At 70.9% G+C, this 26,462-nt stretch carries 20 protein-coding genes; 9 read left to right on the forward strand and 11 right to left on the reverse strand.

Annotated elements, in window-relative coordinates; genetic code table 11:
• Nucleotides 1-71: 71 nt before the first annotated feature.
• From ACIQPR_RS04640 to ACIQPR_RS04650, 3 genes are all read left to right on the forward strand, one after another.
• Nucleotides 72-1,037, forward strand: coding sequence for a helix-turn-helix domain-containing protein (locus tag ACIQPR_RS04640; RefSeq protein WP_403641821.1), 966 nt, complete (start codon nucleotides 72-74; stop codon nucleotides 1,035-1,037).
• Nucleotides 1,038-1,139: 102 nt separating this feature from the next.
• Entirely contained in the window at nucleotides 1,140-1,643 is a 504-nt protein-coding gene (locus tag ACIQPR_RS04645; protein ID WP_403641824.1) for a glutathione peroxidase, read from the forward strand.
• Nucleotides 1,644-1,773: 130 nt separating this feature from the next.
• Nucleotides 1,774-2,673: a MerR family transcriptional regulator gene (locus tag ACIQPR_RS04650; protein WP_403641827.1), complete on the forward strand. Its 900-nt coding sequence runs from the start codon at nucleotides 1,774-1,776 to the stop codon at nucleotides 2,671-2,673.
• Nucleotides 2,674-3,489: 816 nt separating this feature from the next.
• On the opposite strand, the gene ACIQPR_RS04655 is transcribed toward ACIQPR_RS04650, so the two are convergent.
• The 3 genes from ACIQPR_RS04655 to ACIQPR_RS04665 all read right to left on the reverse strand — a co-directional run bounded on the left by ACIQPR_RS04655 (nucleotide 3,490) and on the right by ACIQPR_RS04665 (nucleotide 5,882).
• The gene (locus tag ACIQPR_RS04655) at nucleotides 3,490-3,699 is read right to left on the reverse strand and encodes a DUF397 domain-containing protein (RefSeq protein WP_093628465.1); all 210 of its coding nucleotides are present in this window, start codon (nucleotides 3,697-3,699) and stop codon (nucleotides 3,490-3,492) included.
• 241 nt (nucleotides 3,700-3,940) lie between these two features.
• Entirely contained in the window at nucleotides 3,941-4,798 is an 858-nt protein-coding gene (locus ACIQPR_RS04660) for a helix-turn-helix transcriptional regulator (RefSeq protein ID WP_262062656.1), read from the reverse strand.
• A 331-nt stretch (nucleotides 4,799-5,129) separates the two neighbouring features.
• Nucleotides 5,130-5,882, reverse strand: coding sequence for a GPP34 family phosphoprotein (locus ACIQPR_RS04665; protein WP_403641831.1), 753 nt, complete (start codon nucleotides 5,880-5,882; stop codon nucleotides 5,130-5,132).
• 398 nt (nucleotides 5,883-6,280) lie between these two features.
• On the opposite strand from ACIQPR_RS04665, the gene ACIQPR_RS04670 reads away from it, so the two are divergent.
• The gene (locus ACIQPR_RS04670; RefSeq protein ID WP_403642921.1) at nucleotides 6,281-8,818 is read left to right on the forward strand and encodes a D-alanyl-D-alanine carboxypeptidase; all 2,538 of its coding nucleotides are present in this window, start codon (nucleotides 6,281-6,283) and stop codon (nucleotides 8,816-8,818) included.
• Nucleotides 8,819-9,005: 187 nt separating this feature from the next.
• Nucleotides 9,006-10,856 carry an MFS transporter gene (locus ACIQPR_RS04675; protein WP_403641834.1) on the forward strand — a complete coding sequence of 617 codons (1,851 nt, stop codon included), beginning with the start codon at nucleotides 9,006-9,008 and terminating at the stop codon, nucleotides 10,854-10,856.
• Here ACIQPR_RS04675 and ACIQPR_RS04680 read toward each other — a convergent pair whose 3' ends face one another.
• On the reverse strand, nucleotides 10,857-11,696 hold the full coding sequence (locus tag ACIQPR_RS04680) for a hypothetical protein (protein ID WP_403641837.1): 840 nt from the start codon (nucleotides 11,694-11,696) through the stop codon (nucleotides 10,857-10,859).
• 81 nt (nucleotides 11,697-11,777) lie between these two features.
• Between ACIQPR_RS04680 and ACIQPR_RS04685 the strand changes: the two genes are divergently transcribed.
• Both ACIQPR_RS04685 and ACIQPR_RS04690 read left to right on the forward strand, forming a co-directional pair.
• On the forward strand, nucleotides 11,778-12,566 hold the full coding sequence (locus tag ACIQPR_RS04685; RefSeq protein ID WP_403641840.1) for an SDR family oxidoreductase: 789 nt from the start codon (nucleotides 11,778-11,780) through the stop codon (nucleotides 12,564-12,566).
• A gap of 135 nt (nucleotides 12,567-12,701) precedes the next feature.
• Nucleotides 12,702-14,282 carry a sodium:solute symporter family protein gene (locus tag ACIQPR_RS04690; RefSeq protein WP_403641843.1) on the forward strand — a complete coding sequence of 527 codons (1,581 nt, stop codon included), beginning with the start codon at nucleotides 12,702-12,704 and terminating at the stop codon, nucleotides 14,280-14,282.
• Nucleotides 14,283-14,316: 34 nt separating this feature from the next.
• Here the strand turns inward: ACIQPR_RS04690 and ACIQPR_RS04695 are convergent, their stop codons facing one another.
• The 3 genes from ACIQPR_RS04695 to ACIQPR_RS04705 all read right to left on the reverse strand — a co-directional run bounded on the left by ACIQPR_RS04695 (nucleotide 14,317) and on the right by ACIQPR_RS04705 (nucleotide 18,776).
• The gene (locus ACIQPR_RS04695; protein WP_403641846.1) at nucleotides 14,317-15,441 is read right to left on the reverse strand and encodes an ADP-ribosylglycohydrolase family protein; all 1,125 of its coding nucleotides are present in this window, start codon (nucleotides 15,439-15,441) and stop codon (nucleotides 14,317-14,319) included.
• A gap of 101 nt (nucleotides 15,442-15,542) precedes the next feature.
• Nucleotides 15,543-16,097, reverse strand: a complete 555-nt coding sequence (locus ACIQPR_RS04700) for a hypothetical protein (protein ID WP_403641848.1) — start codon at nucleotides 16,095-16,097, stop codon at nucleotides 15,543-15,545.
• Nucleotides 16,098-16,190: 93 nt separating this feature from the next.
• Nucleotides 16,191-18,776, reverse strand: a complete 2,586-nt coding sequence (locus ACIQPR_RS04705) for a bifunctional FO biosynthesis protein CofGH (protein WP_403641851.1) — start codon at nucleotides 18,774-18,776, stop codon at nucleotides 16,191-16,193.
• Nucleotides 18,777-19,025: 249 nt separating this feature from the next.
• Between ACIQPR_RS04705 and ACIQPR_RS04710 the strand changes: the two genes are divergently transcribed.
• A complete protein-coding gene (locus ACIQPR_RS04710) occupies nucleotides 19,026-20,555 on the forward strand; it encodes a CehA/McbA family metallohydrolase (protein WP_403641854.1) in 1,530 nt (509 codons plus the stop codon).
• Between the two features lie 104 nt (nucleotides 20,556-20,659).
• Entirely contained in the window at nucleotides 20,660-21,052 is a 393-nt protein-coding gene (locus ACIQPR_RS04715) for a nitroreductase/quinone reductase family protein (protein WP_403642924.1), read from the forward strand.
• 15 nt (nucleotides 21,053-21,067) lie between these two features.
• On the opposite strand, the gene ACIQPR_RS04720 is transcribed toward ACIQPR_RS04715, so the two are convergent.
• From ACIQPR_RS04720 to ACIQPR_RS04735, 4 genes are all read right to left on the reverse strand, one after another.
• On the reverse strand, nucleotides 21,068-22,558 hold the full coding sequence (locus ACIQPR_RS04720) for an aldehyde dehydrogenase family protein (RefSeq protein WP_403641857.1): 1,491 nt from the start codon (nucleotides 22,556-22,558) through the stop codon (nucleotides 21,068-21,070).
• Nucleotides 22,555-24,276, reverse strand: coding sequence for an amidohydrolase family protein (locus ACIQPR_RS04725; protein ID WP_403641860.1), 1,722 nt, complete (start codon nucleotides 24,274-24,276; stop codon nucleotides 22,555-22,557). Before ACIQPR_RS04725 ends, ACIQPR_RS04720 begins: the two co-directional genes overlap by 4 nt.
• A gap of 122 nt (nucleotides 24,277-24,398) precedes the next feature.
• The gene (locus tag ACIQPR_RS04730; protein ID WP_403641863.1) at nucleotides 24,399-25,517 is read right to left on the reverse strand and encodes an LLM class flavin-dependent oxidoreductase; all 1,119 of its coding nucleotides are present in this window, start codon (nucleotides 25,515-25,517) and stop codon (nucleotides 24,399-24,401) included.
• 88 nt (nucleotides 25,518-25,605) lie between these two features.
• On the reverse strand, nucleotides 25,606-26,376 hold the full coding sequence (locus ACIQPR_RS04735; RefSeq protein WP_403641866.1) for an SDR family NAD(P)-dependent oxidoreductase: 771 nt from the start codon (nucleotides 26,374-26,376) through the stop codon (nucleotides 25,606-25,608).
• Nucleotides 26,377-26,462 lie beyond the last annotated feature (86 nt).

Here is a 26,462-nt window from a genome sequence, read left to right on the forward strand (position 1 = left end):
GCGGGGGTGCGCCCGGGGGCCCTATTCTTTCGCGCGGACGCGAAACACGAGGGGTGCGGACGGGGGCGCGGATGGGGTGGTGGCAGCTCAACGCCGACACCCTGGCCCGGAGCCGGTTCGTGCTGTCGTCGTTCGCCGAGACCTTCGCCGCGCTGGGACTGCTGCACACGGGGGTCGGCGCGCACCCCGGTGAGCAGCAGTGGCTGCGGGATCATCTGCCGGGCTACCGGGCGCTGTTGGCGGACGACCCGGTCACCGGACCGCTGGTGCGGGCGGCCCTCGGACGGTCCTGGATCGCCGACTTCTGCTGCCCGACGCAGACGGACCGGGAGTCGTTCGCGGAGACCGTCGCCCGGGTGCGGCAGACCCCCGCGGCGCGCGCCCGCGCCGACCTCGCGGTCTCCCTCGCCGGACCGCTCCCCGCCGTCCTGGAGCGCGACGACCTGCCCGAGCGGACGGCCCGACTCCTGGAGTACGTCTGGGAGGAGACCGTACGGCCGTACTGGGCGCGGCGGCGGCGCGTGCTGGAGGCCGATGTCGTGGCCCGGACCGCGCAGGTGGGCCGGGGCGGCTGGGCGGCCGTGCTGGACGCCCTGAAACCGGGGCGGACGCGGTGGCTCGGGGAGAACCGGTTGCAGATCAACCTGTACGCCAATCCGCCGCGCGAGATCTCCGGCGCGGAGCTGCTGTTCATGCCGGTCACCCCGAGGGCGGGGTGGGTGTCGTGGGAGGAACCGCACCGGTACGCCGTGGTCTATCCGTGCGCGGGTGTCCTCGCCGACCACGGCGGGCGGCGGGTGCCCGAGAGTCTGGGGACGCTGCTGGGCGCCTCGCGGGCGGAGGTCCTGACGCTCCTCGGATCGCCGATGAGCACCAGCCAGTTGACCGCCGTGACCGGGCAGGCGCTCGGTTCGGTGGGCCGGCATCTGCGGGTGCTGCTGGACGCGGGGCTGGTTCAGCGGCGGCGGGCGGGGCGTTCGGTGCTGTACTCGCGGACGGCGGCCGGGGAGATCGTGGTGCGGGCCGCGGGCCGGTGAGGTCGTGGTGCAGGCGGCGGGCCGGTGGGTGCGGAGGGTGGTGGGTGCGGAGGGTGGTGGGGCCGTGGGGAGAACGACATTTACCGGAGTTAGCATCCGGTTATGACGACTACAGAGAACACGGGTCCCCTCGCCGTCGAGATCGAGTCGCTCACCGGCGGCTCGGCGGACCTCTCGCAGTACGCGGGCAAGGCCGTCCTCGTGGTGAACGTGGCCTCCAAGTGCGGGCTGACCCCCCAGTACACCGGCCTCGAACGACTTCAGGAGCGGTACGCGGCACAGGGCTTCACCGTGCTGGGCGTGCCCTGCAACCAGTTCCTCGGGCAGGAGCCCGGCAGCGCCGAGGAGATCGCCGAGTTCTGCTCGGCGACCTACGGCGTGACCTTCCCGCTGACCGAGAAGATCGAGGTCAACGGGGACGGCCGGCACGAGCTGTACGAGCGCCTCGTCGGTTTCGCGGACGCGGAGGGCCACACCGGCGACATCCGCTGGAACTTCGAGAAGTTCCTCATCGGCCGCGACGGCACGGTCGTCGCCCGCTTCTCCCCGCAGACCGAGCCGGAGTCGGCGGAGGTCGTGGCGGCGGTGGAGGGCGCGGTCGCCTAGCACCACCGCCGTACGTACTCTCGTACGACCTGTCGTGCGTACTGTCGTGCGTACTGTCGTAGAAGAGTGTTGACCTTGCCCCTGGGGCAGGGCTGAGCGTCCTTGTCACCGGGCGGACGGATACCGCCCGGTGACGGAGGATGCGAGGGTGGACGACGAGGTGGACGACGAGCTGCTGACCATCGGCGCGTTCGCGGCGCGGGCACGGCTTTCGGCCAAAGCGCTGCGGCTGTACGACCGCCTCGGGCTGCTGCCGCCGGCGCGTGTCGACGCGGTCAGCGGCTACCGCCACTACCGCGCCGACCAGGTCGAGCGGGCCCGACTCGTGGCGCTGCTACGGCAGTTGGACATGCCGCTGGCCCGGATCGCCGAGGTGATCGAGGCGGACGGGGCGCGGGCGGCGGAACTCCTCGCCGCGTACTGGGCGGACGTCGAGATCCGGGTCGCCGGGCAGCGCACGCTCGCGGAGTACCTCCGTGCACGGCTTTCGGGGAGGAGCTCCGAGATGTACGGAACGTTCGTGGTCGAGACCGTCGAGGTACCGGAACAGGTGCTGATCACCGAGACCCGGCACACCCTCGCGGACGAGTTGCCGGCCTGGATCGAGGCCTCGCTGGGGCGCCTGGAGGCGGCGGCGGAGGAGTGCGGGGGCGTGAGCGGCGCGCCGTTCGTCGTCTACCACTCCGAGGTGTCGATGGAGAGCGACGGCCCCGCCGAGTCCTGCGTGCCCGTCGCGGACGAGGCGGCGGCCCGGGCGTGGGCCGCGCGGCAGGGCCGGGCCCGCCAGACGACGGTCCGGGTGGAACCGGCCCGACGGCTGGCCTACACCCGCATCACCAAGGCACAGGTGGCCCATCCGCAGATCCTGGCGGCCTTCGAGGCGGTGGAGCGCTGGATCGCCGAACAGGGGCTGCGGTACGCCGGTCCGTGCCGCGAGGTGTACTTCGCGGACTGGACGGCCGCGGGCCCCGAGGACGCGGTGTGCGATGTGGCGTTTCCGGTGGAGGGGGGCGGGTGGAGTAGGTGGTAGGTGGGGGGTGCTGGGGCGGAGTAGGCAGGGGCTGGGGCTGGGGATCGTGACGGGGGTTTGGGGCGGGGGTCCGTGAGGGGTCCCTGGCTGCTGTGGCGGGGGTCCGTGACGGGTGGCGGTGACGGGGGTCCTGGCGGCTGTGGCAGGGGGCTGCTGGGCGGGGCCGGGGGCTCGCGGGGCGGGCGTCTGTGATGGGGGTTCCCGGCGGCTGCGGCAGGGAGCTGGCGAATGGGGTCGGGGGCCGGCGGGCGTGGCCCGGCGCGGACGGGTGGGCGGGGTGGCGCGGGTGCGGTCGCCGTGGCGGGGACCGGTGGACCCTAAGCGCGGACGGAAAAGCATCCGTGGCACCAGCTCGGTCACCGTGGTGGGAACCAGTGAGCGCGGTACCAGCCAGTGAGCCACCGTGGCCCGGACGAGCGGGCGACCGTAGCACCGGCGTCACCACGGCACGCACCGGTCGGCCCCCGCAGAACGGGCGGAAAAGCGTCCGTGGCACCAGCCAAGTCCGTGGCGGGGACCAGTGAGCGCGGCACCAGCCACTGGGGCACCGTGGCCCGGACGGGTCGGCGACCGTGGCACCGGCCCCGTCGCCCCGGCACGCACCGGTCCGCCCCCGTAGCGCGGACGGGAACGCATCCGTGGCACCAACCCCGTCACCGTGACAGGGGCCAATGAGCGTCGCACGAGACATGGGGCCGCCGTTGGGTCGGCCCGGTGGGCTTTGGTGGGTGGGCATGGCCGAGCCCCCTCGGCCGGGACGGCGGGCCAGTCGAGAGGGCTCTTTCGGTGGGGCTATGAAGTTGGAGTGATCATCCGTCACGCGAGGCCGACAGCCCCCCTGCCGACCTCGGCCACGAAGGCGTTCCACGCGTCGACGGGGAACGCCAGCGTGGGGCCGTCGAGGGTCTTGGAGTCCCGTACGGCCAACGCCGCGAGAGCTGGGGACTTGACCTCGACACACGCGCCGTTCCCGGCCGAGTACGAGGACTTGATCCAGTTGTCGTTGGCGCCTTGCTGAATTGCCATTTTTGCTCCGGTTACGCCAGTTGATGAGTCGCTGTCACCGCGTCACATCCGGCCACGAACACTCCGGAGGTGACAACACGGTTTGCGCCAAAGCCAGTTGCTCGATGGCGTGATCGACGCTACTCGCCAACATCGGTAGGCGAAGCGGCCATTCACTCGACCGGGTGGCATATTCCCCTGGTGCTTCCATCTCGACCGGCGGAAGGTGTACAGTGCGACCCCTTCCGCCGGGCGGGGCGACTCAGCGCGCGTACTCCTTCGCGATGTCCGCGATGAACTGGTGCGACTGGTCCACGTTCAGCGCCTGGGCGCGCAGATGCTCGTACATGACGCTGTACTTCTGGACGTCGGCCGCCTTCTCCAGGTACAGGTCACTGGTGACGCCCTCGATGTACACGACGCTGGAGTCCGCCGCGTCGGGGAACTCCAGGATCGCGTACTGACCGTTGAGGCCAGGGTGCGCGCCCACCTCGTACGGCAGCACCTGCACGGTGACGTGCGGGAGTTGGGACATCTCGGCGAGGTTCTCCAGCTGCTCGCGCATCACCTGGCGGCCCCCGACCACCCGGCGCAGGGCCGCCTCGTCCAGCACCGTCCACAGCCTCAGCGGGGACTCCGCGGCGGAGACCCGTTCCTGTCGGCGCAGCCGCACTTCGACGCGCTTCTGGATGTCGCTCGGCGAGGTCTCGGGCAACGCCCCCCGGATGAGCGCCTCGGCGTAGGGCCGGGTCTGCAACAGGCCCGGGATGATCTGGGGTTCGTAGGCCCGCAGCGACGCCGCGTCCGTCTCCAGACCGATGTAGACGCTGTACGGGATGTCTCCGAAGGAGTGCCACCAGCCCTGCTGGCGCGAGTCCTTGGCCATCTGCATCAGCGAGTCGACGATCCGGACGTCCTCGACCTCGTAGACCCCGCACAGATCGCGGACGTCACGCTGGCTGATGCTGCGCCGGCCGTTCTCCAGCCGGCTGATCTTCGACTGCGACACCAGCAGCCGCTCGGCGACCTCTTCGGCCGTCATGCCCTTGAGCTCTCGGAGCCTACGCAGCTCCTGGCCCAACCGGCGTCGCCTGACGGTGGGATTGACACTTGACGCCACGGGAACGTGCACCTCCGGCTGGATGCCTCGAAATTGCCACTTTGCGTATCTGCTGTTGAGCAGACTGCCACCAAGGTGGTTTCTACCGCTGGGAAACGGTGGATATGCGGCAGGTACCAGTCAGGTTGCGGTTGCCCACGGCGTCCGTAGATGCGGCCGAGCGGGGTGGAGTGACGTTACGTCTACTCCACCCCGCTCGGACCAGCGGCTCCCGAACCGGGTCTTGGGGACTGGCGGTGCGGCGATACTGCGGGTGATTCAGGTGTTGCGCGTGGTGCGTGTACTGCTGTCCTGCCGTGATCGATGCGGGCGTGTGCCGTGGGACTGCGGCTCAGTGAGCCACGGCGCGCGCCATGGTGCCGCGGTGCGGCTGCATCGGAACACCACGAGCCGGTTCCGGTGGCCTTGATCCGGGCGCGGCCTGGCGGCCGGCCGGGGCCGGGCTGCGGCGCGGCTGGGCGGCCACACCGTTCTGGACGTCCATCACGGCGTGCGCCACGAGTCCGCCCATGGGGTCGTGCCTGATCAGGTCCCGCAGCCGGGAGCGGGACGAGCGTCCCTCATTACCCGGATACAGGTGCTTGCCCAGACCCACCGCGTGCGCCAGTGCGGCGAGCGCGGCCGTCCGCGGATCCGGCGGTACGCCGGTGCGGATCGCGGAATCGAGTCGCGCCCTGATCTCACGGCTGATCTCGTTGTCCGTCGCCTGATAGCGAGTCGTGGGCAACACCCCGCACATCTGACCCGCCACGGCATGCACCATGCCGCACCGCTCCAGATGCGAGAGGTAGGTCTGGCGAAGTCCCAGTCGGGGCCCGCCAATCCAGTTCACTGCACGCACGGGAGCGCCACGCCTTCGCAGCAACTCCAACGCGCAGTCCAAAGTTGGATCTCCAGTCGGCCGTGGCACGACCACGGCGATACGATCCCCGTCTGGGGCTATCCGTCCGGCCAGCGCCAGCTCCACTAGCTGTGCTCCGGCCAGACCGAGGTCGAGCGACTGCGGCTGCGCAGTGGTACCCGTGGTCGGGTCCAATGCCAGCAGCAGAAGCTCCTCCGGAAGTGTTCTGCGGCTCCTGCCCATCCATGCCTCCCCGCGTGGATGAATGACAGGGTGACCCCTCTCACATTGGTCTGTCGAGGGTGCGTGACCGCTTCGTAGTGGAACCGGTAGGTATGTCGTTCTCGTCTACCGCAGCGGTTAAGCCCGCACACAGGACACTGGTACATCGTTCGGACAACGGTGTTGGATGCGTTGTCCGGCTGCGGGCAGGAGATTTACCGGCCGTTTTCAGCTGTTTTTGTGGCTGTCACGGCTGTCTCGGTCGGTTCGGTTGACGCACGGTGGGCGTGCGGCTCATGGAGGAGGCATCGGTGGCGGGCGAGTCCCCCGACAGGTCGAAGCAGCGCGAGTCGTCGGCAGAACCGACGCCGGGGAGCGCGAGTCCGGTTCCCGAGGCGAGGTCCGAACGCGACCCGCGCATGGCGGTGGCCCGGGAGGCCACGTCGACGTCATCCCAGCGCGGGGGTGTGGACACGGCGACGAAGATCTTCTCGATCCGGGAACCTCGGCCGGAGCCGGAGCCGGAGCCGGCGGCTGCCGGGACGGGAGGCGGGGCGCCTGGGGCTTCCGGGGCTTCCGGGAGTGGCTCGGGTTCGGGCGACGACGGTTCGCGTAAGTCCGACGGGGCCGACGGCACCGACGAGCGCGCCGAGGTCGACGACGTGAGTGCTGTCGGCGAGGACGCCGAAGCCACCGGGGACTCCGATGCGCAGAACCCTTCCGCCAAGGGCGGTCCGGCGGGCGATGCCCGGCTGCGGGCGGCCGTGGCGGCTTGGGTGGCGGGACCGGATGAGTCGGATGTTTCCGACGAGTCGGACGAGTCGGATGATTCAGATGGTTCGGGCGCTTCGGACGCCGAGGAACCTGCCGGTGCCGATGCCGGTGCCGATGCCGAGGACGCGGTGAAGGCCGCCGAGAGCGCGGAGACCGTGCTCGTGGCGACCCGCCCCGCGAAGGACCGCGCCGAGGACGACGCCGAGACCGCGACCGAGGACGGCCCGCAGGACGCGGTTCCCGGGACCGTGGAGGCCGACGACACCTCGGAGGCCGACGAGCCCGCGGACGCACGCCCGGAGGCCACCGGCACAGCCTCGGGCGACGACACCCCGGACGACACCCCCGAGGACGCGGTACGCGACGCGGCCGAGGCCTCACAGGCCGACGAGGAACCCCAGGACGCCGCACCCGACTCCCCCGCAGCGGAACCGGAGGACGCGGCACCCACCACACCCGAGGACGCGTCGGACGAGCCGGAGGACACCACCCCCGGCGCAGCCACCCCCGAACCGCAAGCCGCCGACGCAGCCGATGCCCCACAGGCTGCACCCGCACCCGACGACGCGTCCCGCACGGGTGGTGCGGGTGGGAAGACCGAGGCGGCCGACGGCGGAGCCGAGGCCGTCGATCAGCCCACCGACCACCCCACCACCGTGTTCAAGGCCCTACGGCCGCCCAAGCCCGAGGTCGATCAACCGACGACCATGCTCAAGGCCCCCTCCATCCCGGAGGCCGAGTCCAAGCCCGAGGCGCCGGCCGAGCGGACCAGCAGGTTCGTCGCGCTCAAGCCGCTCGACGAGCCCCGCACGCCCGCCGCGCCCCGCCCGGACGCGCCTCGCGCCGACGCCACCCGTCCCGTCGCCCAGGTCGGGCCCGAGCGCACCACCCAGCAGCCGCTTCCGCCGAAGCCGCCGCTGGACCTCCTCGCCGAGCTGACCAACACCCCGCCGCCCCCGCAGACCCCGGTCCGCACCGCGATCCGCAGAGTCAAGATCTGGACCCCGCTGGTCGTTCTGCTGGCGATAGTGTTTGCAGTAGCGCAGTCCCTGAGGCCGCTGCCGACGCCGTCTCTCACCCTCACCGCCGACGACTCGTACACCTTCGACGGCAGCAAGACCGACCTGCCGTGGCCGAGCGAGGGCCAGGGCTGGATGGACGTCAACGGCATCGGCACGATGGGGAACTTCGGCAAGCAGACGCCGGTCGCCATCGGCTCGGTCGCCAAGGCGATGACGGCGTACATCGTCCTCAAGGACCACCCGTTGAAGCCGGGCGCGGAGGGCGAGAAGATCACCGTGGACGCGACCGCCGAGAAGGAGGGCGGTTACGACAAGGACGGCGAGTCCACGCTCAACACCGTCAAGGCGGGCGACGTCCTCACCGAGAAGCAGGCGCTGTCGGCGATCATGATCCCGTCGGCGAACAACATCGCGCGCCTGCTGGCCCGTTGGGACGCGGGCTCCGAGGCGGCGTTCATCAAGAAGATGAACGACACCGCCAAGGCGCTGGGGATGACGAACACGACGTACACGGACGCCTCGGGCCTGAAGGAGAGCACGGTCTCCACCGCCGAGGACCAGGTCAAGCTGGGCAACCAACTGGTCAAGATCCAGGCGCTGATGGACATCACCAGGCTGCCGAGCTGGATCGACCCGTCGGGTCACAAGTGGACCAACTACAACCGTCTGGTGCCGTACAACAACTCGCTGGGCATCAAGACCGGCACCACCACCGCGGCCGGCGGCAACCTGCTGTTCGCCGCCACCAAGGAGGTCGGCGGCCAGACGGCGGTCATCGTGGGCGCGATCCTCGGCCAGCACACCGCGCCGATCATCGACACCGTCAACGCGGTCAGCAAGACGGCGATGCTCGCGGCCCAGGACGCGATGAAGTCGGCGAAGATCCTGAAGAAGGGTGATGTCGTCGGGTACGTCGACGATCAGCTCGGCGGGCACACGCCGGTCGTCGTCACCAAGGACGTCGCGGCGGTCGGCTGGGCAGGCCTCAAGGTGAAGCTGTCCTTCGCCTCCGACGCCGTACCGCACACCGCGAAGGCCGGCACCAAGGTGGGCACGCTCACCGTGGGCGACGGTTCGGGCGGCGCGGTCAAGGTGCCGGTCGCCCTGGAGAAGGATCTCGCGGAACCGGCCCTGACCGCGAAGCTGACCCGTCTCGGCTGACCCACGAGGCGCTGTACGCCACCGCACCCCGCCGGCCGGTGACCCGCACGGGAGCCGACCGGCGGGGTGCGTGCTAGCGTCGCGAATCGGGGCACGTCGCCGGTCCGGTGGGCGCGGCGTCGAACAGGCCGGGAACGGGACGGGACGCGGCCGGGAACAGAAGACGGGACACGGGGAGTGCCTTCAGGTGGCCACAGCGGAGCCGACACGCGCCGACGATGCCGATCCGGGCCCGGGAGCCGGCCCGCGAATACACCTGCCCGTGCGCCACGCGGACCACGACGGGTCGTCCGGTACCGGTAGCACCCGGTGGGCGGGTCTGGTCGACCGGCTGCGCGCCCCCTTCCTGCGGCACCCGGTGATCGGTTTCACGCTGCTCTCCGGGGTCCTGCACATCGTCTGGTTCTTCACGTTCGCGAACAGTGGCGGCGACCTCGCGGCGCAGGACGCCTGGGCGGAGTTCGTCGGCCGGCACCCGGACTCGGCGTACAACCTCGCCTGGTACGGCGGTATGCACCCGGTGTCGTACAGCGTGGTCTCGCCGTATCTGATGTCGGTCCTCGGGGTCCGTACGACGATGATGATCGCCGGGACGGTCTCGGCGGGTCTGCTCACCCTGATCCTGATCCGCAGCCGCTCGGTGAAGAACCCGCTGTGGGCCTCGCTCGCCGGTGTCTTCGCGCTGCTGTGCAACGCGGCGTCGGGCCGGGTGACGTACGGCCTGGGCATGGTGTTCGGGCTCGGCGCGGTGGCCGTCGTCTTCTGCTGGCCGTACCGCTGGCGCTACAAACGGTGGGCGAAGGCGCTGTGCGCGGCCCCGCTCGCCGCGCTCGCGACGATGTCGTCACCGGTGGCCGGGCTCTTCGTCGGGCTGGTCGCCGTGGCCCTGTTCCTTCAGAAGCGCCGTCCGGGCGCCTGGGCTCTCGGTCTCGCCCCGGCGGCCGTGGTGGCCGTCTCCGCCTGGCTGTTCCCGTTCTCCGGTACGCAGCCGATGCTGTTCGGCTCGATGGTCCTGCCGCTGGCGTCCGGGGTCCTCGTCCACTTCCTGGTGCCGCGCGAGTGGACGACCGTCCGGATCACGGCGGCGGTGTACAGCATCGGCGTCATCCTGGTCTGGCTGGTCAGTTCGCAGATCGGCTCGAACATCAGCCGGCTGGCGATGCTGTTCGCCGGGGTGGCCCTGATCTCCGCGCTGCCGTTCGCGGTGCCGCGCTCGCGCAAGTGGTACGCGATCGTGCTGGCCTTCGTCGGCTTCACCGGCTGGATCGGCTTCAAGTCGGTCGACGACGTCGTCAACACCGCGCCCGCCGCGTCCTGGTCGCACGAGCTGGCCCCGCTGGTCAACGAACTCCAGGAGGTCGGCGCCGAGCGCGGCCGGGTCGAGGTCGTGCCGGCCGCCTCCCACATCGAGGCCTCCGCGCTCGCGCCCTATGTCAACCTGGCCCGGGGCTGGAACCGCCAGGCCGACATGGAGCGCAACCCCCTCTTCTACGACGACACCCTCAACTCGGCGAACTACCACGAGTGGCTCCAGCGTTGGGCCGTCCACTACGTCGTCCTGCCGAAGGACAAGCTGGACGGTGACGGCGGCGAGCGCGAACGGGACCTGGTGCAGCGCGGGATGCCGTATCTGAAGCAGGTGTGGGGCGACGCGAACTGGCAGCTGTTCCAGGTCACCGACCCGACCCCGCTCGCCGAGCCGAACGCGGTCGTCGACCGGGCCGAGCAGGGCGAGCTGACCATCGAGGTGAAGAAGAAGGGCCGGATCCTCATCCGCATCCCGTACTCGCCCTGGCTGAGCGTGGTCGACGCGAAGGGCAAGAGCCTGAAGGCGCCGCAGGAGACGGAGGCGTCCAAGCACCGTGCCGAGGGCACCCCGAAGACGTACGACAACCTCAACGGCTGTCTGACGGAGACCGAGGAGGACTCCAAGGGCGACAAGTGGACGATGCTGCTGGCGCCGAAGGCGGGGACGTACCGGCTGGCGGCGCCCTACCAGCTGCCGCGCGGTACGCCCTGCCCCGACGAGCTGAAGTAGTCAGCGCAGCAGGTCCACGTACTTGTCCGTCCCCGGCACGGTGGGGATGAAGGGCGCCACCAACTCGACCGTGCCGAGGCCCGATTCGGCCACCGGCGACTCCAGGTCGGCGAAGTACTCCGCCCAGCAGTCGCGCGGGTCCGCCTCCAGGAACCACAGCAGCGTCAGCCGGGTGTCCACCCCCTCGACCTGCTTGACGTAGGTCATGCGGTCGCCCGGCAGCGGGGTCGGGCGGAACACGGTCACCATGGCGGCCGGGGAGCCCGCGAGCCGCCCGGGGAGGTGGCGGGCGCGCAGCCACTCCAGCAACTCGGCGCGCTGCTCGGCCGATTCGCTGTCGACGACCTCCAACACCAGCCCGGCGTACGGGTGGTCGAGGGCGTGGAAGTCCCTCGGCCCGGCCGCGCCGTCGCGGTACACGGTGGCCTCGTGGTCCTGGAACGCGGTGAAGACGTGTGTACGGTCCTGATAGACGCGGCCGTCGCGATTGAGCCGTTTGTTGATGCCGACGGTCCACTTCATGTGCTCGTCGTAGCGGCCTTCGGTGACCCAGTAGGTGGAGAGGTAGCAGCCGGCGGTGACGGGCTGGGCGATCGCCGACTTCTCGGGGGTGCGCAGGAGTTGGAGGTCGCGGGTGGCGACCCAGCGGCGGCCGGCGTACATCCAGGGCATGGCCATCGCGCCGGCGTAGTAGTGGTCGTCCTCGTACCAGCGGTTGTAGGCGTACTCGTGGCCGGGGCGCGGTTCGACCATGGTGATCAGCGCGTGCCCCGGCCGCACTCCGTAGGGTCCTACGGCGGCCAGCTCGGCGTACACGTCGCTCCGGGTGTCCTCGCTCACGTCGCTCCCCTTCCGTCCTCCGCCGGTCGCCCATACTCTGACGCCCCGTCAGATAAACCGCCAGACCCCGGGAGGGATCGGATGTCGCTGCTCGCGGGCAAGACCGTCGTCGTCTCGGGGGTCGGGGCCGGACTCGGCCACCAGGTCGCCGCCGCCGTCGTAAGGGACGGGGGGAACGCCGTGCTCGGCGCGCGCACGGAGGCGAATCTGGCCAAGTCGGCCGCCGAGATCGATCCGGACGGGTCGCACACCGCCCACCGGGGAACCGACATCACGGACGAGGGGCAGTGCGAGGCGCTCGCGGAGCTGGCGCGCGAGCGGTTCGGGCGGATCGACGCGGTGGTCCATGTGGCCGCGTGGGACAGCTACTTCGGCGGGATCGAGGACGCGGACTTCGCCACCTGGCAGTCGGTGCTCGACGTGAACCTGCTGGGGACGCTGCGGATGACGCGGGCGTGTCTGCCGGCGCTGAAGGAGGCGGGCGGCGGCTCGGTCGTCATCATCGGGACGCAGTCCTCGGTGGCCGCGCCCTCGCAGGTGCGGCAGGCGGCGTACGCGGCGTCGAAGGGGGCGCTGACGAGCGCGATGTACTCGCTGGCAAGGGAGTTGGGCCCGTACCGGATCCGGGTGAACACGGTGCTGCCGGGGTGGATGTGGGGGCCGCCGGTGGAGGCGTACGTGCAGTTCACCGCGCACACCGAGCAGCTGCCGGAGGCGGAGGTGCTCAAACGGCTGTCGGACCGGATGGCGCTGCCGGAGCTGGCGACGGACGGGGATGTGGCGGACGCGGCGGTGTTCCTGGCGTCGGACCGGGCGCGGGCGATCACGGGACAGTCGTTGCTGGTCAACGCCGGTGAGCTGATGCGGTGAGTTCATGTAGGTGAACGGAGAACATCAACACGAACGATTTTACGCCCCCTTGACCGTTCGCTTACTTGTCGTGCTCACGCGCAAACGCCCACGATGAGCCCCGGGCTGAACCGGCTCAACCGTGGGAGGGCGCACATGAACGGGCTCGACTGGGCCGTGCTCATCGGCTATTTCGGCGTCATGGTGGCGATCGGCGTGTGGTCGCACCGGCGCGTCGACAATGTGAGCGACTTCTTCACCGCGGGCGGCAAGATGCCCTGGTGGCTGTCCGGCATCTCGCACCACATGTCGGGCTACAGCGCGGTGATGTTCACCGGTTACGCGGGCATCGCCTACACCTACGGCGTCACCTCCTTCATCACCTGGTCGTTCCCGATCGCGCTGGGCATCGCCATCGGCTCCAAGCTGTTCGCGCCGCGCATCAACCGGCTGCGCTCACGGCTCCATGTGGCGTCCCCGCTGGAGTACTTGAAGAACCGCTACAACCTCAAGACCCAACAGGCGCTGGCCTGGTCGGGCATGCTGCTGAAGATCGTGGACGTGGCCGCCAAGTGGGCCGCCATCGCCACCCTGTTGTCCGTCTTCACCGGTGTCTCCCTGAACCAGGGCATCCTCATCACCGGCGGGATCACCGCGGTCTACTGCACGATCGGCGGCCTGTGGGCGGACGCGCTGACCGAACTCGGCCAGTTCGTCATCCAGTTGCTGGCGGGCATCTCCATGTTCGTCGCCGTCGTACTGAAGCTGAACGACAAGGGCATCGGCTTCTTCGGAGCCTGGGACGAACCGGCGCTCCAGGGCCACGGCAAACCGCTGGTGGGCCCCTACGGCACCGTCTTCCTCCTGGCGTTCCTCTTCATCAAGCTCTTCGAGTACAACGGCGGCATGCTCAACCAGGCGCAGCGCTACATGGCCACCAGCAGCCCGCGGGCGGCCGAGCGGTCGGCGCGGCTGTCGGCGGCACTGTGGCTGATCTGGCCGACGATCCTGTTCTTCCCCATGTGGATGTCCCCGCTGCTCGTCCACGCGCAGAAGCCGGACGGCTCCGACTCCTACGGCCTGATGACCGAACAGCTGCTGCCGCACGGCCTGTTGGGCCTGGTGGTGGTCGGCTTCTTCTCCCACACGATGGCGATGTGCTCCTCCGACGCGAACGCCATCGCGGCCGTCTTCACACGGGACGTGGCACCCGTCGTATCGGCCAAGGCCCGTGCGTGGAACGACCGTTCGGGGCTCATCGCGGCCCGCGTGACGACGGTCGTCTTCCTCGGCCTGTCGATGTCGGTGGCGACCCAGATCAACTCGCCCACGTTCAAGGACATCATCACCGTGGTCATCAAATGGGTCGCGGGTCTCATGGGCCCGATCGCGATCCCGATGATGCTGGGTCTGCTGCGCCCCTTCCGCAGGTCCGGTCCCACCGCGGCCCTGACCAGCTGGGCGGCCGGCCTGCTGGCCTTCTGGCTGGTCAACTACCCCATCAACTGGGAGGTGGACGGCGGTGTCCCGCTCCAGTACCAGGTGTCCGTCCCGCTCGCGGTCTCGCTGGTCCTCTACATCCTGATCGGCTACGTGAAGCCCGAGGACACCCCCGAACGCGACGCGCTGATCGAGAAGATCAACGGCGGCGGGGACGACGACGGCGAGGCGGCGGCGGTCGCGGTACCGGCCCAGGCGGGAGCGGGCGACGACGTGGTGGGCAGCAGCCAGCCGTAGGACCCGTCGGCTGCGTCCCCCGCTGCGTCCCCCTCTACATCCCCCTCGGATACCGGGCGATCCAGCCCGGAGAGGCACCGGCGGGACCGTGCAGCGCGGGGCCCTGGGTCATCTCCACCGCGAAGTCGTCCGCCAGCACCAGCAGTGTGGGACGGCCCTCCAGTTCGGCCAGCCAGGCCGGCGGGAGGGCCGTCTCGCCGTACAGCGCACCGAGCAGCCCACCGGTGAGCGCGCCCGCGACCCCGGAGGGCCCGCCGTGATTCACCGCGAGACACAGACCGTGCCGGACGTCCTCGCCGACGAGCGCGCAGTAGACGGCCGCCGAGAGCACGCCCTCCGCGCCGCCCTCCCCCACCAGCTCCTCCAGCCGCCCCGAGGTCGGCATTCCCTGCCGTACCGCACCGAGGGCGCGCTGCAACGCGTCGGACACCGGCTGGTGGCCGGGCCGGGCGGCGAGCAGCGCGAGAGCCCGCTGCACAGCCGCGTCGAGACTCTCCCCCCGCGCGAGCCCGTGCACCACCACGGCATACGCGCCGGCCGCCAGATAGCCGACCGGATGCCCATGGGTCTGCACCGCGCACTCCACCGCCAGCTGCATCACCAGCTGCGGGTCCCAGCCCACGAGCAGCCCGAACGGCGCGGAGCGGGCAGCCGCCTCTCCCCCCACCTCACCGGGGCCCTTCGGAGCGTCGAGGGTCCCCATCCGCTCGTCCCCGAACCCCAGCAGACAGGCCCGGGTCGGATCCCGCCGCGCGTAGAGCCACTCCTCGCGCGCCAGCCACCCGTCCTCCTTGCGGCGCTCGTCCGGCCCCCAGTCGTGCTGGGTGGCGGCCCAGCGCAGATACGCCCGGTGCAGATCGGTGGGCGGATGCCAGGCGCCGGTGTCCCGCCGCACCTGCGCGCGGATCAGCCCGTCGACGGTGAAGAGCGTGAGCTGCGTGAGATGTGTGACCGCGCCGCGCCGCCCGTACCCGAACACGAGATCCACGACGCCCTGGGCGCCGTAGGCCTCCCGGATCTCGTCCATCGCCAGCAGGTCGACGGGCGAGCCGAGCGAGTCCCCCACGGCGGCCCCGAGCAACGTCCCGCGCACCCGGCTGCGGAAGTCCTGCTGCTCGCCCCGCCCCCAGACGGCCCCGGCCGCGGCTGCGACACTCACCAAGACCTCCCCGGGCTCCGTCCGTACGTACGAGTCAGCTCAGCACTGTAATCGAACGGGGACGGTGGGTTGAGGGGGCTCGGGCCGGAGCGGGCCCGCGGCTACTTGACGACGTTCACCTTGGTGCTGGTCGTGCCGAACGCCCACAGCGCGGCCCCGTCCGCCTTGGCCATCCGGACGCCGCCCGTCTCCTTGCCGGCGGCGGGCGGCGGGGACGAGCCGTCGACGGCGTTGGAGAAGGCGATGTTGAGGCCGGACTTGGTGGCGAAGTAGACGATGTTCTCGATCTGTACGCCGTCGGAGCCGGTCGTGGCCTCCTTGCGGACCGAGACCGTGTAGGTGCCGGGGTCGGGGCTGACCGTGCCGGGCCAGACCGGGAACGTCCGGCCGGCCTTGTCGTTCGCGTCGACCAGCCAGACGCGCTTCTGGCCCACGGAGTAGACGATGCGCCGCCCGGTGCCGGACGCGGCGGGTACCGCGGCGGCGGTCGTGACGTGCGGCTTGGGGGATGTGGAGGCGTGCGCGGACGCCGAGGCGCTGGGGCGGGCGGCGGACGCCTTCGGGTGCGGCCCCTTGTCGGCCTGCACGGCCAGGACCGTGACCGCGGCGATCGCTCCCACCGTCAGACCGGTCACCCAGACCCTTGAGGCAGGCACGGGCACGCATCTCCTCAGCTACTCACAGCCCCCGCATCCCGATCGAACAGGGGTCGGATCATCGTACCGGCCCCCGTCCGACCACCCTGACCCTCAGTCCAGCACCGGCAGCAGCTCCGGCAGATGCCCGTCCGACACCGCCGCGGCCCGCTGCCGCTCCTCGGGCACCTCGCCGTACAGCGTGGTGCGCGGCCGGGCCGGCCGGCCGGCGAGTTCCGCCACGGCGACCAGGTCGCGCACCGACTTGTAGGAGCCGTAGGAGGAGCCCGCCATCCTGGAGATCGTCTCCTCCATCAGCGTGCCGCCGAGGTCGTTCGCGCCGGAGCGCAGCATCTCCGCCGCGCCCTCGGAGCCGAGCTTCACCCAGCTCGTCTGGATGTTGGGGATGTACGGGTGCAGGAGCAGTCTCGCCATCGCCACCACCGCGCGGTTGTCCCGCGTCGTCGGGCCGGGGCGCGCGATGCCCGCCAGGTACACCGGCGCGTTGGTGTGGATGAACGGGAGCGTCACGAACTCCGTGAATCCGCCGGTGCGTTGCTGGATCCCGGCCAGGGTGCGCAGATGGCCGAGCCAGTGCCTGGGCTGGTCGACATGGCCGTACATCATCGTCGAGGACGAGCGGATGCCCAACTCGTGTGCCGTGGTGATGACTTCGATCCAGGTCGCGGTCGGCAGCTTGCCCTTCGTCAGGACCCAGCGGACCTCGTCGTCGAGGATCTCCGCCGCCGTGCCGGGGATGGAATCGAGTCCCGCCTCCTTGGCGGCCGTCAGCCACTCGCGGATCGAAAGGCCGGTCCTCGTCGCGCCGTTGACGACCTCCATGGGGGAGAAGGCGTGGACGTGCATGCCGGGGACGCGTTCCTTGACCGCCTTCGCGATGTCGAAGTACGCCGTGCCGGGCAGGTCGGGATGGATGCCGCCCTGCATGCAGACCTCCACCGCCCCCACCTCCCAGGCCTGTTGGGCACGGTCGGCCACCTGGTCCAGGGAGAGCGTGTACGCGTCCGCGTCCGTACGGCGCTGCGCGAAGGCGCAGAAACGGCAGCCGGTGTAGCAGACGTTGGTGAAGTTGATGTTGCGGGTGACGATGTAGGTGACGTCGTCGCCGACCGCCGACCTGCGCACGTCGTCCGCGATCCGGGTCAGCGCGTCCAGCGCCGGGCCGTCCGCGTGCAGCAGGGCCAGCGCCTCCGCGTCGGTGAGCCGGGTGGGATCGTCGGCCGCCGTCGCCAGCGCCTGCCGTACGTCCGTGTCGATGCGCTCGGGCACCATGCCGGGCGCCGCCGCCTCGCGCAGCGCGGCCCAGTCGCCGTAGACCTCGTCGAAGTCGTCACGGCGGTCGGAGGTACGGCCCTGTGTGTCGATCGTGGTGTGCAGGTCCGTGCGGCCGGACGACACGAACGCCTCCTCGGGCTCCTGCCAGGCGTGACCCTCCACGACCGCGTCGGGCAGGGCGAGGCCCGTCTCCGGGTCGGCCAGTGCCCGGACGTGCGGCAACAGGCGCGGGTCCAGCCAGGGTTCGCCGCGGCCCACGAACTCCGGGTAGACACAGAGCCGTTCGCGGAGTTCGAAGCCCGCCTGCGCGGACCGCTCGCGCAGCGACTCGATCTGCGGCCAGGGGCGTTCGGGGTTCACGTGGTCGATGGTGAGCGGGGACACCCCGCCCCAGTCGTCGATGCCCGCGCCGATCAGCCGCTCGTACTCGGAGTCGACGAGGTTGGGCGGCGCCTGGAGGCAGGCGGCGGGGCCCATGATGTGGCGGGCGACCGCGACGGTCGCCACGAGTTCGTCGAGTTCGGCGTCCGGCATGCCGCGCATCGCCGTGTCCGGCTTGGCGCGGAAGTTCTGGATGATCAGTTCCTGGATGCCGTGGTAGGACCGGGAGATCTTCCGCAGCGCGAACAGGGACTCCGCGCGCTCCTCGTACGTCTCGCCGATGCCGATCAGAATGCCTGAGGTGAAGGGGACGGACGAGCGGCCCGCGTCCTCCAACACCCGCAGCCGTACGGCGGGTTCCTTGTCCGGAGAGCCGTAGTGCGGGGCGCCGGGTTCGGACCAGAGCCGGGCCGCCGTGGTCTCCAGCATCATGCCCATGCTGGGCGCCACCGGCTTCAGGCGCTGGAAGTCCGTCCAGGACATCACGCCCGGGTTGAGGTGGGGCAGCAGGCCCGTCTCCTCCAGGATGCGGACGGAGATGGCGCGGACGTAGGCGATCGTGTCGTCGTAGCCGTGCGCGTCGAGCCACTCGCGCGCCTCGGGCCAGCGCTCCTCGGGCTTGTCGCCGAGGGTGATGAGGGCTTCCTTGCAGCCGAGGGCCGCGCCCTTGCGGGCGATGTCGAGGACCTCGTCCGGGGACATGAACATGCCGTGGCCGGCGCGGCGCAGCTTGCCGGGGACGGTGACGAAGGTGCAGTAGTGGCACTTGTCGCGGCACAGGCGGGTGAGGGGGATGAAAACGCTCTTCGAGTACGTGATCACGCCGGGGCGGCCGGCCGCCTCCAGGCCCGCGTCGCGCACCCGGGCGGCGGACGCGGTGAGGTCGTCCAGGGCCTCGCCGCGGGCCTGGAGCAGCACCGCCGCTTCCGCCACGTCGAGGGCGACGCCGTCACGGGCTCGTTTGAGGGCGCGACGCATGGAGTTCTCGGTGGGACCGGTTCCGGAGCTCGCGGGAGTCGTCATCCTCCGAGCATACGATCGGCCTGATCAGGCCAAAGAGGGACGCCCGATTCGTTCCGGCCGGGCAGATCGTTACACGGTGTCACTGGTGTCACCGGCGACGGGACCGCTCCGCCCGCCCCCGTACCGGCTCCGGTTTTCCGACACCCGCCGATTCCCCTCCCTTGCCCGGGAGTTCACAGCGGGCCCGCAGAGTCGTACACATCACCTCTGCACCGTCCCCGTCACTCACGACACCCCGGGAGCAGCAGCATGTGCGACGACGATCACGGAAACGGCCTCGGCCGGCGTGCGCTGTTCGTGACGGGCGCCACCGCCGCGCTTACGTTGGGAGGTGTGACCTTCGCCGACGGTGCGGTGAATCCCGCGAGCGGTGCCCAGGAGACGCGGACGGTCCGGGGCACCCTCCCCACCGGCTCGCCCGACTACGTGTACGTCCCAGTCGAGGTCCCGGCGGGCGTCCGCGAGCTGAAGGTGGCGTACACCTACGACCGGCCGGCCGTCCCGGCCGGCACCCAGGGCAACGCCCTCGACATCGGCGTCTTCGACCAGCACGGCACCGGGCTCGGCGGGCAGGGCTTCCGGGGCTGGTCGGGCGGGGCGCGCACGGAGTTCTTCGTCCGCGCGGACGATGCGACACCCGGCTACCTCCCCGGCCCGGTGCGCCCCGGCACCTGGTACATCGCGCTGGGCCCCTACACGGTGGCCCCGCAGGGCCTGTCGTACGAGCTCACGATCACGCTCACCTACGGCGAACCGGGCGCCGCCCCGCGGCCGGTGTACCCGCCGGAGCGGGCGAAGGGGCGGGGCCGGGCCTGGTACCGGGGCGACTGCCATCTGCACTCCTGGTACTCGGACGGGCGCCGCACCCCCGCCGAGATCGCGGCCCTGGCGCGGGCGGCGGGCCTGGACTTCATCAACTCCTCGGACCACAACACCCACTCCGCGCACCCGCATTGGGCCGCGGAGGCGGGCGAGGACCTGCTCGTCCTGCTCGGCGAGGAGGTCACCACCCGCAACGGTCACGTGGTCGCCCTCGGCACCGAGCCCGGCACCTTCGTCGACTGGCGCTACCGGGCCCGCGACAACCGCTTCGGCCGGTTCGCCCGCGAGATCCGCCGCTCCGGCGGCCTGGTCGTACCCGCGCATCCGCACGCCACCTGCATCGGCTGCGCCTGGAAGTTCGGCTTCGGCGAGGCGGACGCGGTCGAGGTGTGGAACGGCCCTTACACGCCCGACGACGAGGTGGCCCTCGCCTCCTGGGACGCGACGCTCGTGGCATCGGTCCGCGAGAACCGGCAGTGGCTCCCCGCGATGGGCAACAGCGACGCGCACCGCGACCCCGACGTGGTCGGCCTGCCCCAGACCGTCGTCCTGGCCGAGGACCTGACGCGCGAGGCGATCCAGGAGGGCCTTCGGGCGGGGCGTTCCTACGTCGCCGAGTCGAAGGACGTCTCGCTGGCGTTCACGGCGACCGGGCCGAAGGGCGAACACGCCGGTATCGGGGGGCGGTTGGCGGTCGCCCGGGACGCGCCCGTCTCGCTCCGGCTGGAGGTGACCGGCGCCCCCGGCTGCACCGTCCGCCTGGTCACCGACCAAGGCGTGCTGCGCACCGGCGATCCGCTGCCGGCCGAGGGTTCGGGCACCGTGGAATGGCGGACGACCCCGGCCAACGCGGCGTACGTACGGGCCGAGTTGAGGCACGCGGCGACGGCGGGACCGCTTCCCGGGGCGCTGGCCGCGTTCACCAATCCGATCTTCCTGGGCACGGCCGGACGGTGAGGGGCGGAGCCGGACGGTGAGGGGGCGGGGCGGGCGCGGACACCGGGGACGGCATGATGGAAGTCCCCGCGGAGACGGCCGGCCAGAAGGAGATCCGGAAAGCGATGCCGAGCACCCCCGAGTCCAAGTACCGCACGATCAGCCGCGTCCAGCGCGTGCTGAACGCGGTCACCCGCCGGCTCCCCACCCAGACCGTCCTGGAGACCACCGGCCGGGTCTCCGGCCTGCCGCGCCGCACCCCGCTCGGCGGGCGCCGGGTCGGCGACACGTTCTGGCTGGTGTCGGAGTTCGGCGAACTCTCGCACTACGTCCGCAACATCAAGGCGGACCCGAAGGTGCGGGTGCGGATCATGGGCCGCTGGCACAGCGGCACGGCCCATCTCCTCCCCGACGACGACCCCCGCGCCCGCCTGCGCGAGCTGCCCCGCTTCAACAGCGCGGCGGTGAAGGCGATGGGGTCGAGCCTGCTGACGGTGCGGGTGGATCTGCGCGACTGAGCCCGCGGGGCGGACTCAGCCCGGCCAGACGATCGCCTGCACCTCGCTGTAGGCGTGCAAGGCATACGACCCCACGTCCCGGCCGACCCCGCTCTTCTTGAAGCCGCCGAACGGCGCCTCCATGTTGCGGCCCACCGTGTTGACGCCCACCCCGCCGGCCCGCAGCCGCCGGGCCACCCGGAACGCGCGCGCCACATCCCCCGACCACACGTAGTCGATGAGGCCGTAGTCGCTGTCGTTGGCGAGGGCGATGCCCTCCTCCTCGTCGTCGAAGGGGACGACCACGACGACCGGGCCGAAGATCTCCTCGCGGACGACCCTCATCCCGGGCCCGCAGTCGGCCAGGACGGTGGGGGCGACCAGGAACCCCGGTCCGTCGGCGGGCCGTTCACCGCCCGCGACCACCACCGCGCCCTCCTTGCGGCCGAGTTCGACGTACGACTCGACACGCTCCCGGTGCTCCGCCGAGATCACCGGCCCGACCACCGTCTCCGGCGAGCGCGGGTCCCCGACCTTCAACCGGCCCGCGTAGGCGGCGAGTTGCTCGACCACCCTGTCGTACACGCCCCGTTGGGCCAGCACCCGTGTCGGTGCCGTGCAGATCTGCCCGCTGTAGAAGGAGAAGGTCGTACCGATCCCGGCGACGGCGGAGCCGAGGTCGGCGTCGTCGAAGACGACCGCCGCGCCCTTCCCGCCCAGCTCCATCAACTGCCGTTTCATACCGCGCCCGCACACCTCGGCGATCCGCTGTCCGACCGCCGTGGACCCGGTGAAGCTGACCATGTCGACGTCCGGCGACTCCACGGCCGCCTCACCGACCTGCACCGACTGCCCGTTGACGACGTTCACGACCCCGCGCGGCACCCCGGCCGCCTCCAGCGCCTCCGCCATGCGGTAGACGGACAGCGGGTCCTGCGGGGCCGGTTTCACGACGACCGTGTTGCCCATGGCGAGGGCGGGGGCGATCTTCCCGGCGGGGTTGGCCCACGGGTTGTTGTACGACGTCACGCAGGTGACGACACCCACCGGCTGCCGTACCGCGAGCGCCCCCATGACGGCGGCCCGCCCGAACGGCCCGGCCTCGTTGACCTGCGGCGCGATGGCCCACTCGGCCGGTTCCACGGTCGCGTAGCGGCGGAACCGGGCGGCGGCCACACCCACCTGCATGCCCCGCGCGGTACCGGTCGTGGCGCCGGTCTCCGCCTGGGCGAGTTCGGCGTACGGCACCAGCGCGCCCCGCACGAGGTCCGCCGCCCGCCCGAGGATCGCCGCGCGTTCCTCGGGCGGGGTGCGCGACCACGGCCCGAATGCCTCCCGGGCCGCGGCGGCGGCGGCGAACACCTGCTCCCGGGAGGCCTCGGGTGCCCAGCCCACGGTCTCCTCGGTCGCAGGATCGACGACGGCGTAGTGCCCACCGTCCGGCTCGACCCACTCCCCGCCGACGAACAGCCGCTGCCCGTCGGCAATTTGAGCACTTCGGGCACTTCCGTCACTTCGGGCACTCACCTGGTGCTCACCGTCCTGGTGTCCCGCCCCGACCGCAGCACCCGCCCCGGCACGGAACCGCTGACCACGTCGTCCCGGATCGCCTCGACCCCGTTGACCCACACGGCCCTCACCCCGATCGCCTTGGAGTCCAGGCGCGGACTGTCACCCGGCAGGTCGTGCACCAGGGTGGCCTTGCCGGCGTCGATCCGCTCCGGGTCGAAGAGCACCAGGTCCGCATGCCAGCCCTCCCGCAGCTGCCCGCGCTCCCGCAGCCCGAACAGCCGCGCCGGATCGTCGGTCAGCATCTGCACGGCCCGCTCCAGCCCGACCAGCTTCCGGCCGCGCAGACAGTCCCCGATGAACCTCGTCGTGTACGGCGCACCGCACATCCGGTCCAGATGCGCCCCCGCGTCGGACCCGCCGAGCAGCACGTCCTCGTGCTGCCAGGTCTCGGCGCGCAGCGCCCAGGAGGCCGGGTCGTTGTCGGAGGGCATCGGCCACAGCACGGTCCGCAGTTCGTCGGCGGCGCAGATCTCGACCAGGCACTCGAAGGGCTCCTGCCCCCGCTCCGCGGCGATGTCCTTGACCACCCGCCCGGTCAGCCCCTCGTTGGCGGCGCTGTAGGTGTCGCCGATGACGTACCGCCCGAAGTTCGCGAGCCGCCGGAAGACCCCGGCCTCCTTGCTGTCCGCCCGCGCCAGCATCTCGGCCCGCACCTCGGGCTCGCGCAGTTTGGCGATCCGCTCGGGCACGGGCAGGCCCAGGATGGGCCCCCAGCCGGGTATCAGGTTCAGCGCGCAGAAGGTGCCCAGGGACATGTTCATCGGAGTGAGGATCGGCATGGTCAGCGCGACGACCCGGCCGCCGGCCTTGCGCGCCCGCTCGCTGGCGGACAACTGCCGGGGCACGCGCTCGGGCACGGCGGCGTCCACGGTCAGCACGTTCCAGTTCAACGGCCGCCCGGCCGCCGCGCTCATCTCGACGAACAGATCGATCTCCGCGTCACTGAACTGATCCAGGCACCCGGCGACGATCGCCTCGATCTGCGTCCCCTCGTGCTCCCCCACGGCCCGGGACAGCGCGAGCAGTTCCTCCGGCCGGGCGTGCCGGGAGGCGACCGGCTGCCCGTCGCCGTCCGAGTGGGTGGCGGACTGGGTGGTGGAGAAACCCCAGGCACCCGCGTCCATGGCCTCGTGCAACAGCCCCACGATCCGGGCGAGTTGCTCCTCACTGGGCTGCCCGCCGACCGCGTCGGGCCCCATCACGTACCGGCGCAGGGCGCAATGCCCCACCATGAACCCGGCGTTGACGGCGATCCGTCCTTCGAGCGCGTCCAGATACTCCCCGAACCCGCGCCAGCTCCAGGGCGCCCCCTCCTCCAGCGCGACCAGCGACATCCCCTCGACCTTGGACATCATGCGGCGCGTGTAGTCGGCGTCCTCGGCCTTGAGCGGCGCGAGCGTGAACCCGCAGTTCCCGGCGGCGACGGTCGTCACTCCGTGATTGAGGGAGGGCGTGGCGTAGGGATCCCAGAAGAGCTGGGCGTCGTAGTGGGTGTGGGGGTCGACGAACCCGGGCGCGAGGACGAGCCCGGCCGCGTCCTCACGGGTCCGGGACTCCTCCTCGATGGTCCCGATCCGGGCGATCCGCCCGTCCCGGATACCGACATCAGCAACAAACGCGGCCGCCCCCGTCCCATCGACGACGGTGACACCTTGGATGACGTGATCAAGCACGAGGCTCAGCTCCTCAAACTCCGGCCGGGGATACCCACCCAGGGGCGCGGGGCTGTGCCGACATGCGGCTCCGCCGCGTGGGCGCGCCCAGCCACAGCCCACCCGCACCCGCCGACGCGCACTCAGGCCCCTTGGCGGAACCGCGTGGTCCGGTGAACAGGGTCCGTGTCGATCTTCGGAATCACGTGCTCCCCGATCAACCGGATCGTCTGCAACGTCTCCTCCTTGGGCACCCCCACCGGCAGCCCGAAACTCAGCTGATCCGCCCCGGCCTGCTCCCACCGCTTGCACTGCGTGAGCACCTCGTCCGGATCCCCGCAGATCAACAGCTCTTCCTCCACGAGGAGTTCGACGAACTCCGGCGTGTACTCCGGCAGCGTCTCCGGCCACACCGGGAACCCCTCGGGCCGGGGGAACGTGTCGTGGTAGCGGAACACCAGCGAGGGCAGATAGTGCAGCCCCCCGCTCGTGGCGATACGGATCGCCTCGTCGTGCGTGGGCGCGCAGATCGCGGTCGTCGTCACCATCACGTTGTCGTTGACGAACGCCCCCACCGGTTCGGCGTTCACGATCGCCGTCTTGTACTGCTCCAGCACCCACTCCATGTCGGAGACCTTCTGGATGCTGAACCCGAGGACCCCGAGCCCCTTGTGGGCGGCCATGGCGTACGACGGCGGGGACCCGGCGGCGTACCACATCGCGGGGTGCGCCTTGCCGTACGGCTTGGGCAGGACCTTCCGCGGCGGCAGCTGCCAGTGCTTGCCCTGGAAGCCGACGTACTCGTCCTGGAGCCACATCTTGGGGAACTCGGCGATGGTCTCCTCCCAGATCTCCTTGGTGTAGTTCATGTCGGTGACGCCCGGTATGAACCCGAGGATCTCGTGCGAGCCGGCCCCCCTTCCGCTCCCGAACTCGAAGCGGTTGCCGGAGAGATGGTCGAGCATGGCGACCTTCTCGGCGACCTTCACCGGGTGGTTGACCTGGGCGAGGGGGTTGAAGATCCCCGATCCCAGGTGGATGCGTTCCGTGGCGTGGGCGAGGTAGCCGAGGTAGACGTCGTTCGCCGAGAGGTGCGAGTACTCCTCCAGGAAGTGGTGCTCGGACGCCCAGGCGTACTTGAACCCGGACTTGTCCGCCTGGATGACGTACTCGGTCTCCTCCATCAGCGCCTTGTGCTCGGCCAGCGGGTCGGTTTCGGCACGCTTGCCCACGTATCCCTGTACAAAGAGCCCGAATTCCAAGGAGGTTCACCGTCCCAAGTCCAGATGGTGCCTATGAGTGCTACGACTTTCTGACGTAGCGTCAGATTCGTCAATAGATGACGCCCCGTCAGATGACACTGACTCCCGCGAGCCAGCCCCCGTCGATCACGAACGGCTGCCCGGTGATGTACGACGAGTCCTCGCAGCTGAGGAAGAGCGCCAGCCGGGCCACCTCGTCGGCCCGCCCGATCCGCCCCAGCGGCACCAGCTTGCGGTACAGCTCGTCCAGCGCCCGGGTCATCTCCTCCGGGTCCGCGTCCGGATCGAGCCGCGCCGGATTGGACATCGCGGTGTCGACGGCCCCGGGGCAGACGGCGTTGACCCGTATCCGCCGGCCGGCCAGCTCCAGCGCGGCCACCCGGGTGAGCCCGAGAATCGCGTGCTTGGTGGCGGTGTACGTGCCGACCGCCGCCATGCCCGTGACGGCCGTGTACGAGGCCGTGTTGACGATCGTGCCGCCGTCCTCCATGGCCGCCGCCACGGTCTTGATCCCGAGGAAGCACCCGACCTGATTGACCCGCACGACCTGCATGAACTCGTCGAGGGGCGTGTCCACGAGGGAGTTGAACCGCAGGATCCCGGCGTTGTTCACCAGCCCGTCGATCCGCCCGTACGTCTCCTTCGCCGCCCGCACGGCGGCGATCCAGTCCGCCTCCTCGCCGACGTCGAGATGCACATAGGACGCGCCCAGCTCGGCGGCCAGCGCCTCCCCCTGCCCGTCCAGCACATCCGCCACGACGACCTTCGCGCCCTCGGCCGCGAACAGCCGTGCCTCCTGCTCCCCCTGCCCGCGCGCCGCCCCGGTGACGATGACGACACGTCCGTCCAGCTTGCCCATGGAAACCCCCACGGCATCGATGCATCCCGGTATCGACGGGCATCGTAGCGCCGAATCTGACGAGGCGTCAGATAGCCGGGGAGCAT

This window comes from Streptomyces sp. NPDC091280 (assembly GCF_044768565.1).
Classification (GTDB): domain Bacteria; phylum Actinomycetota; class Actinomycetes; order Streptomycetales; family Streptomycetaceae; genus Streptomyces.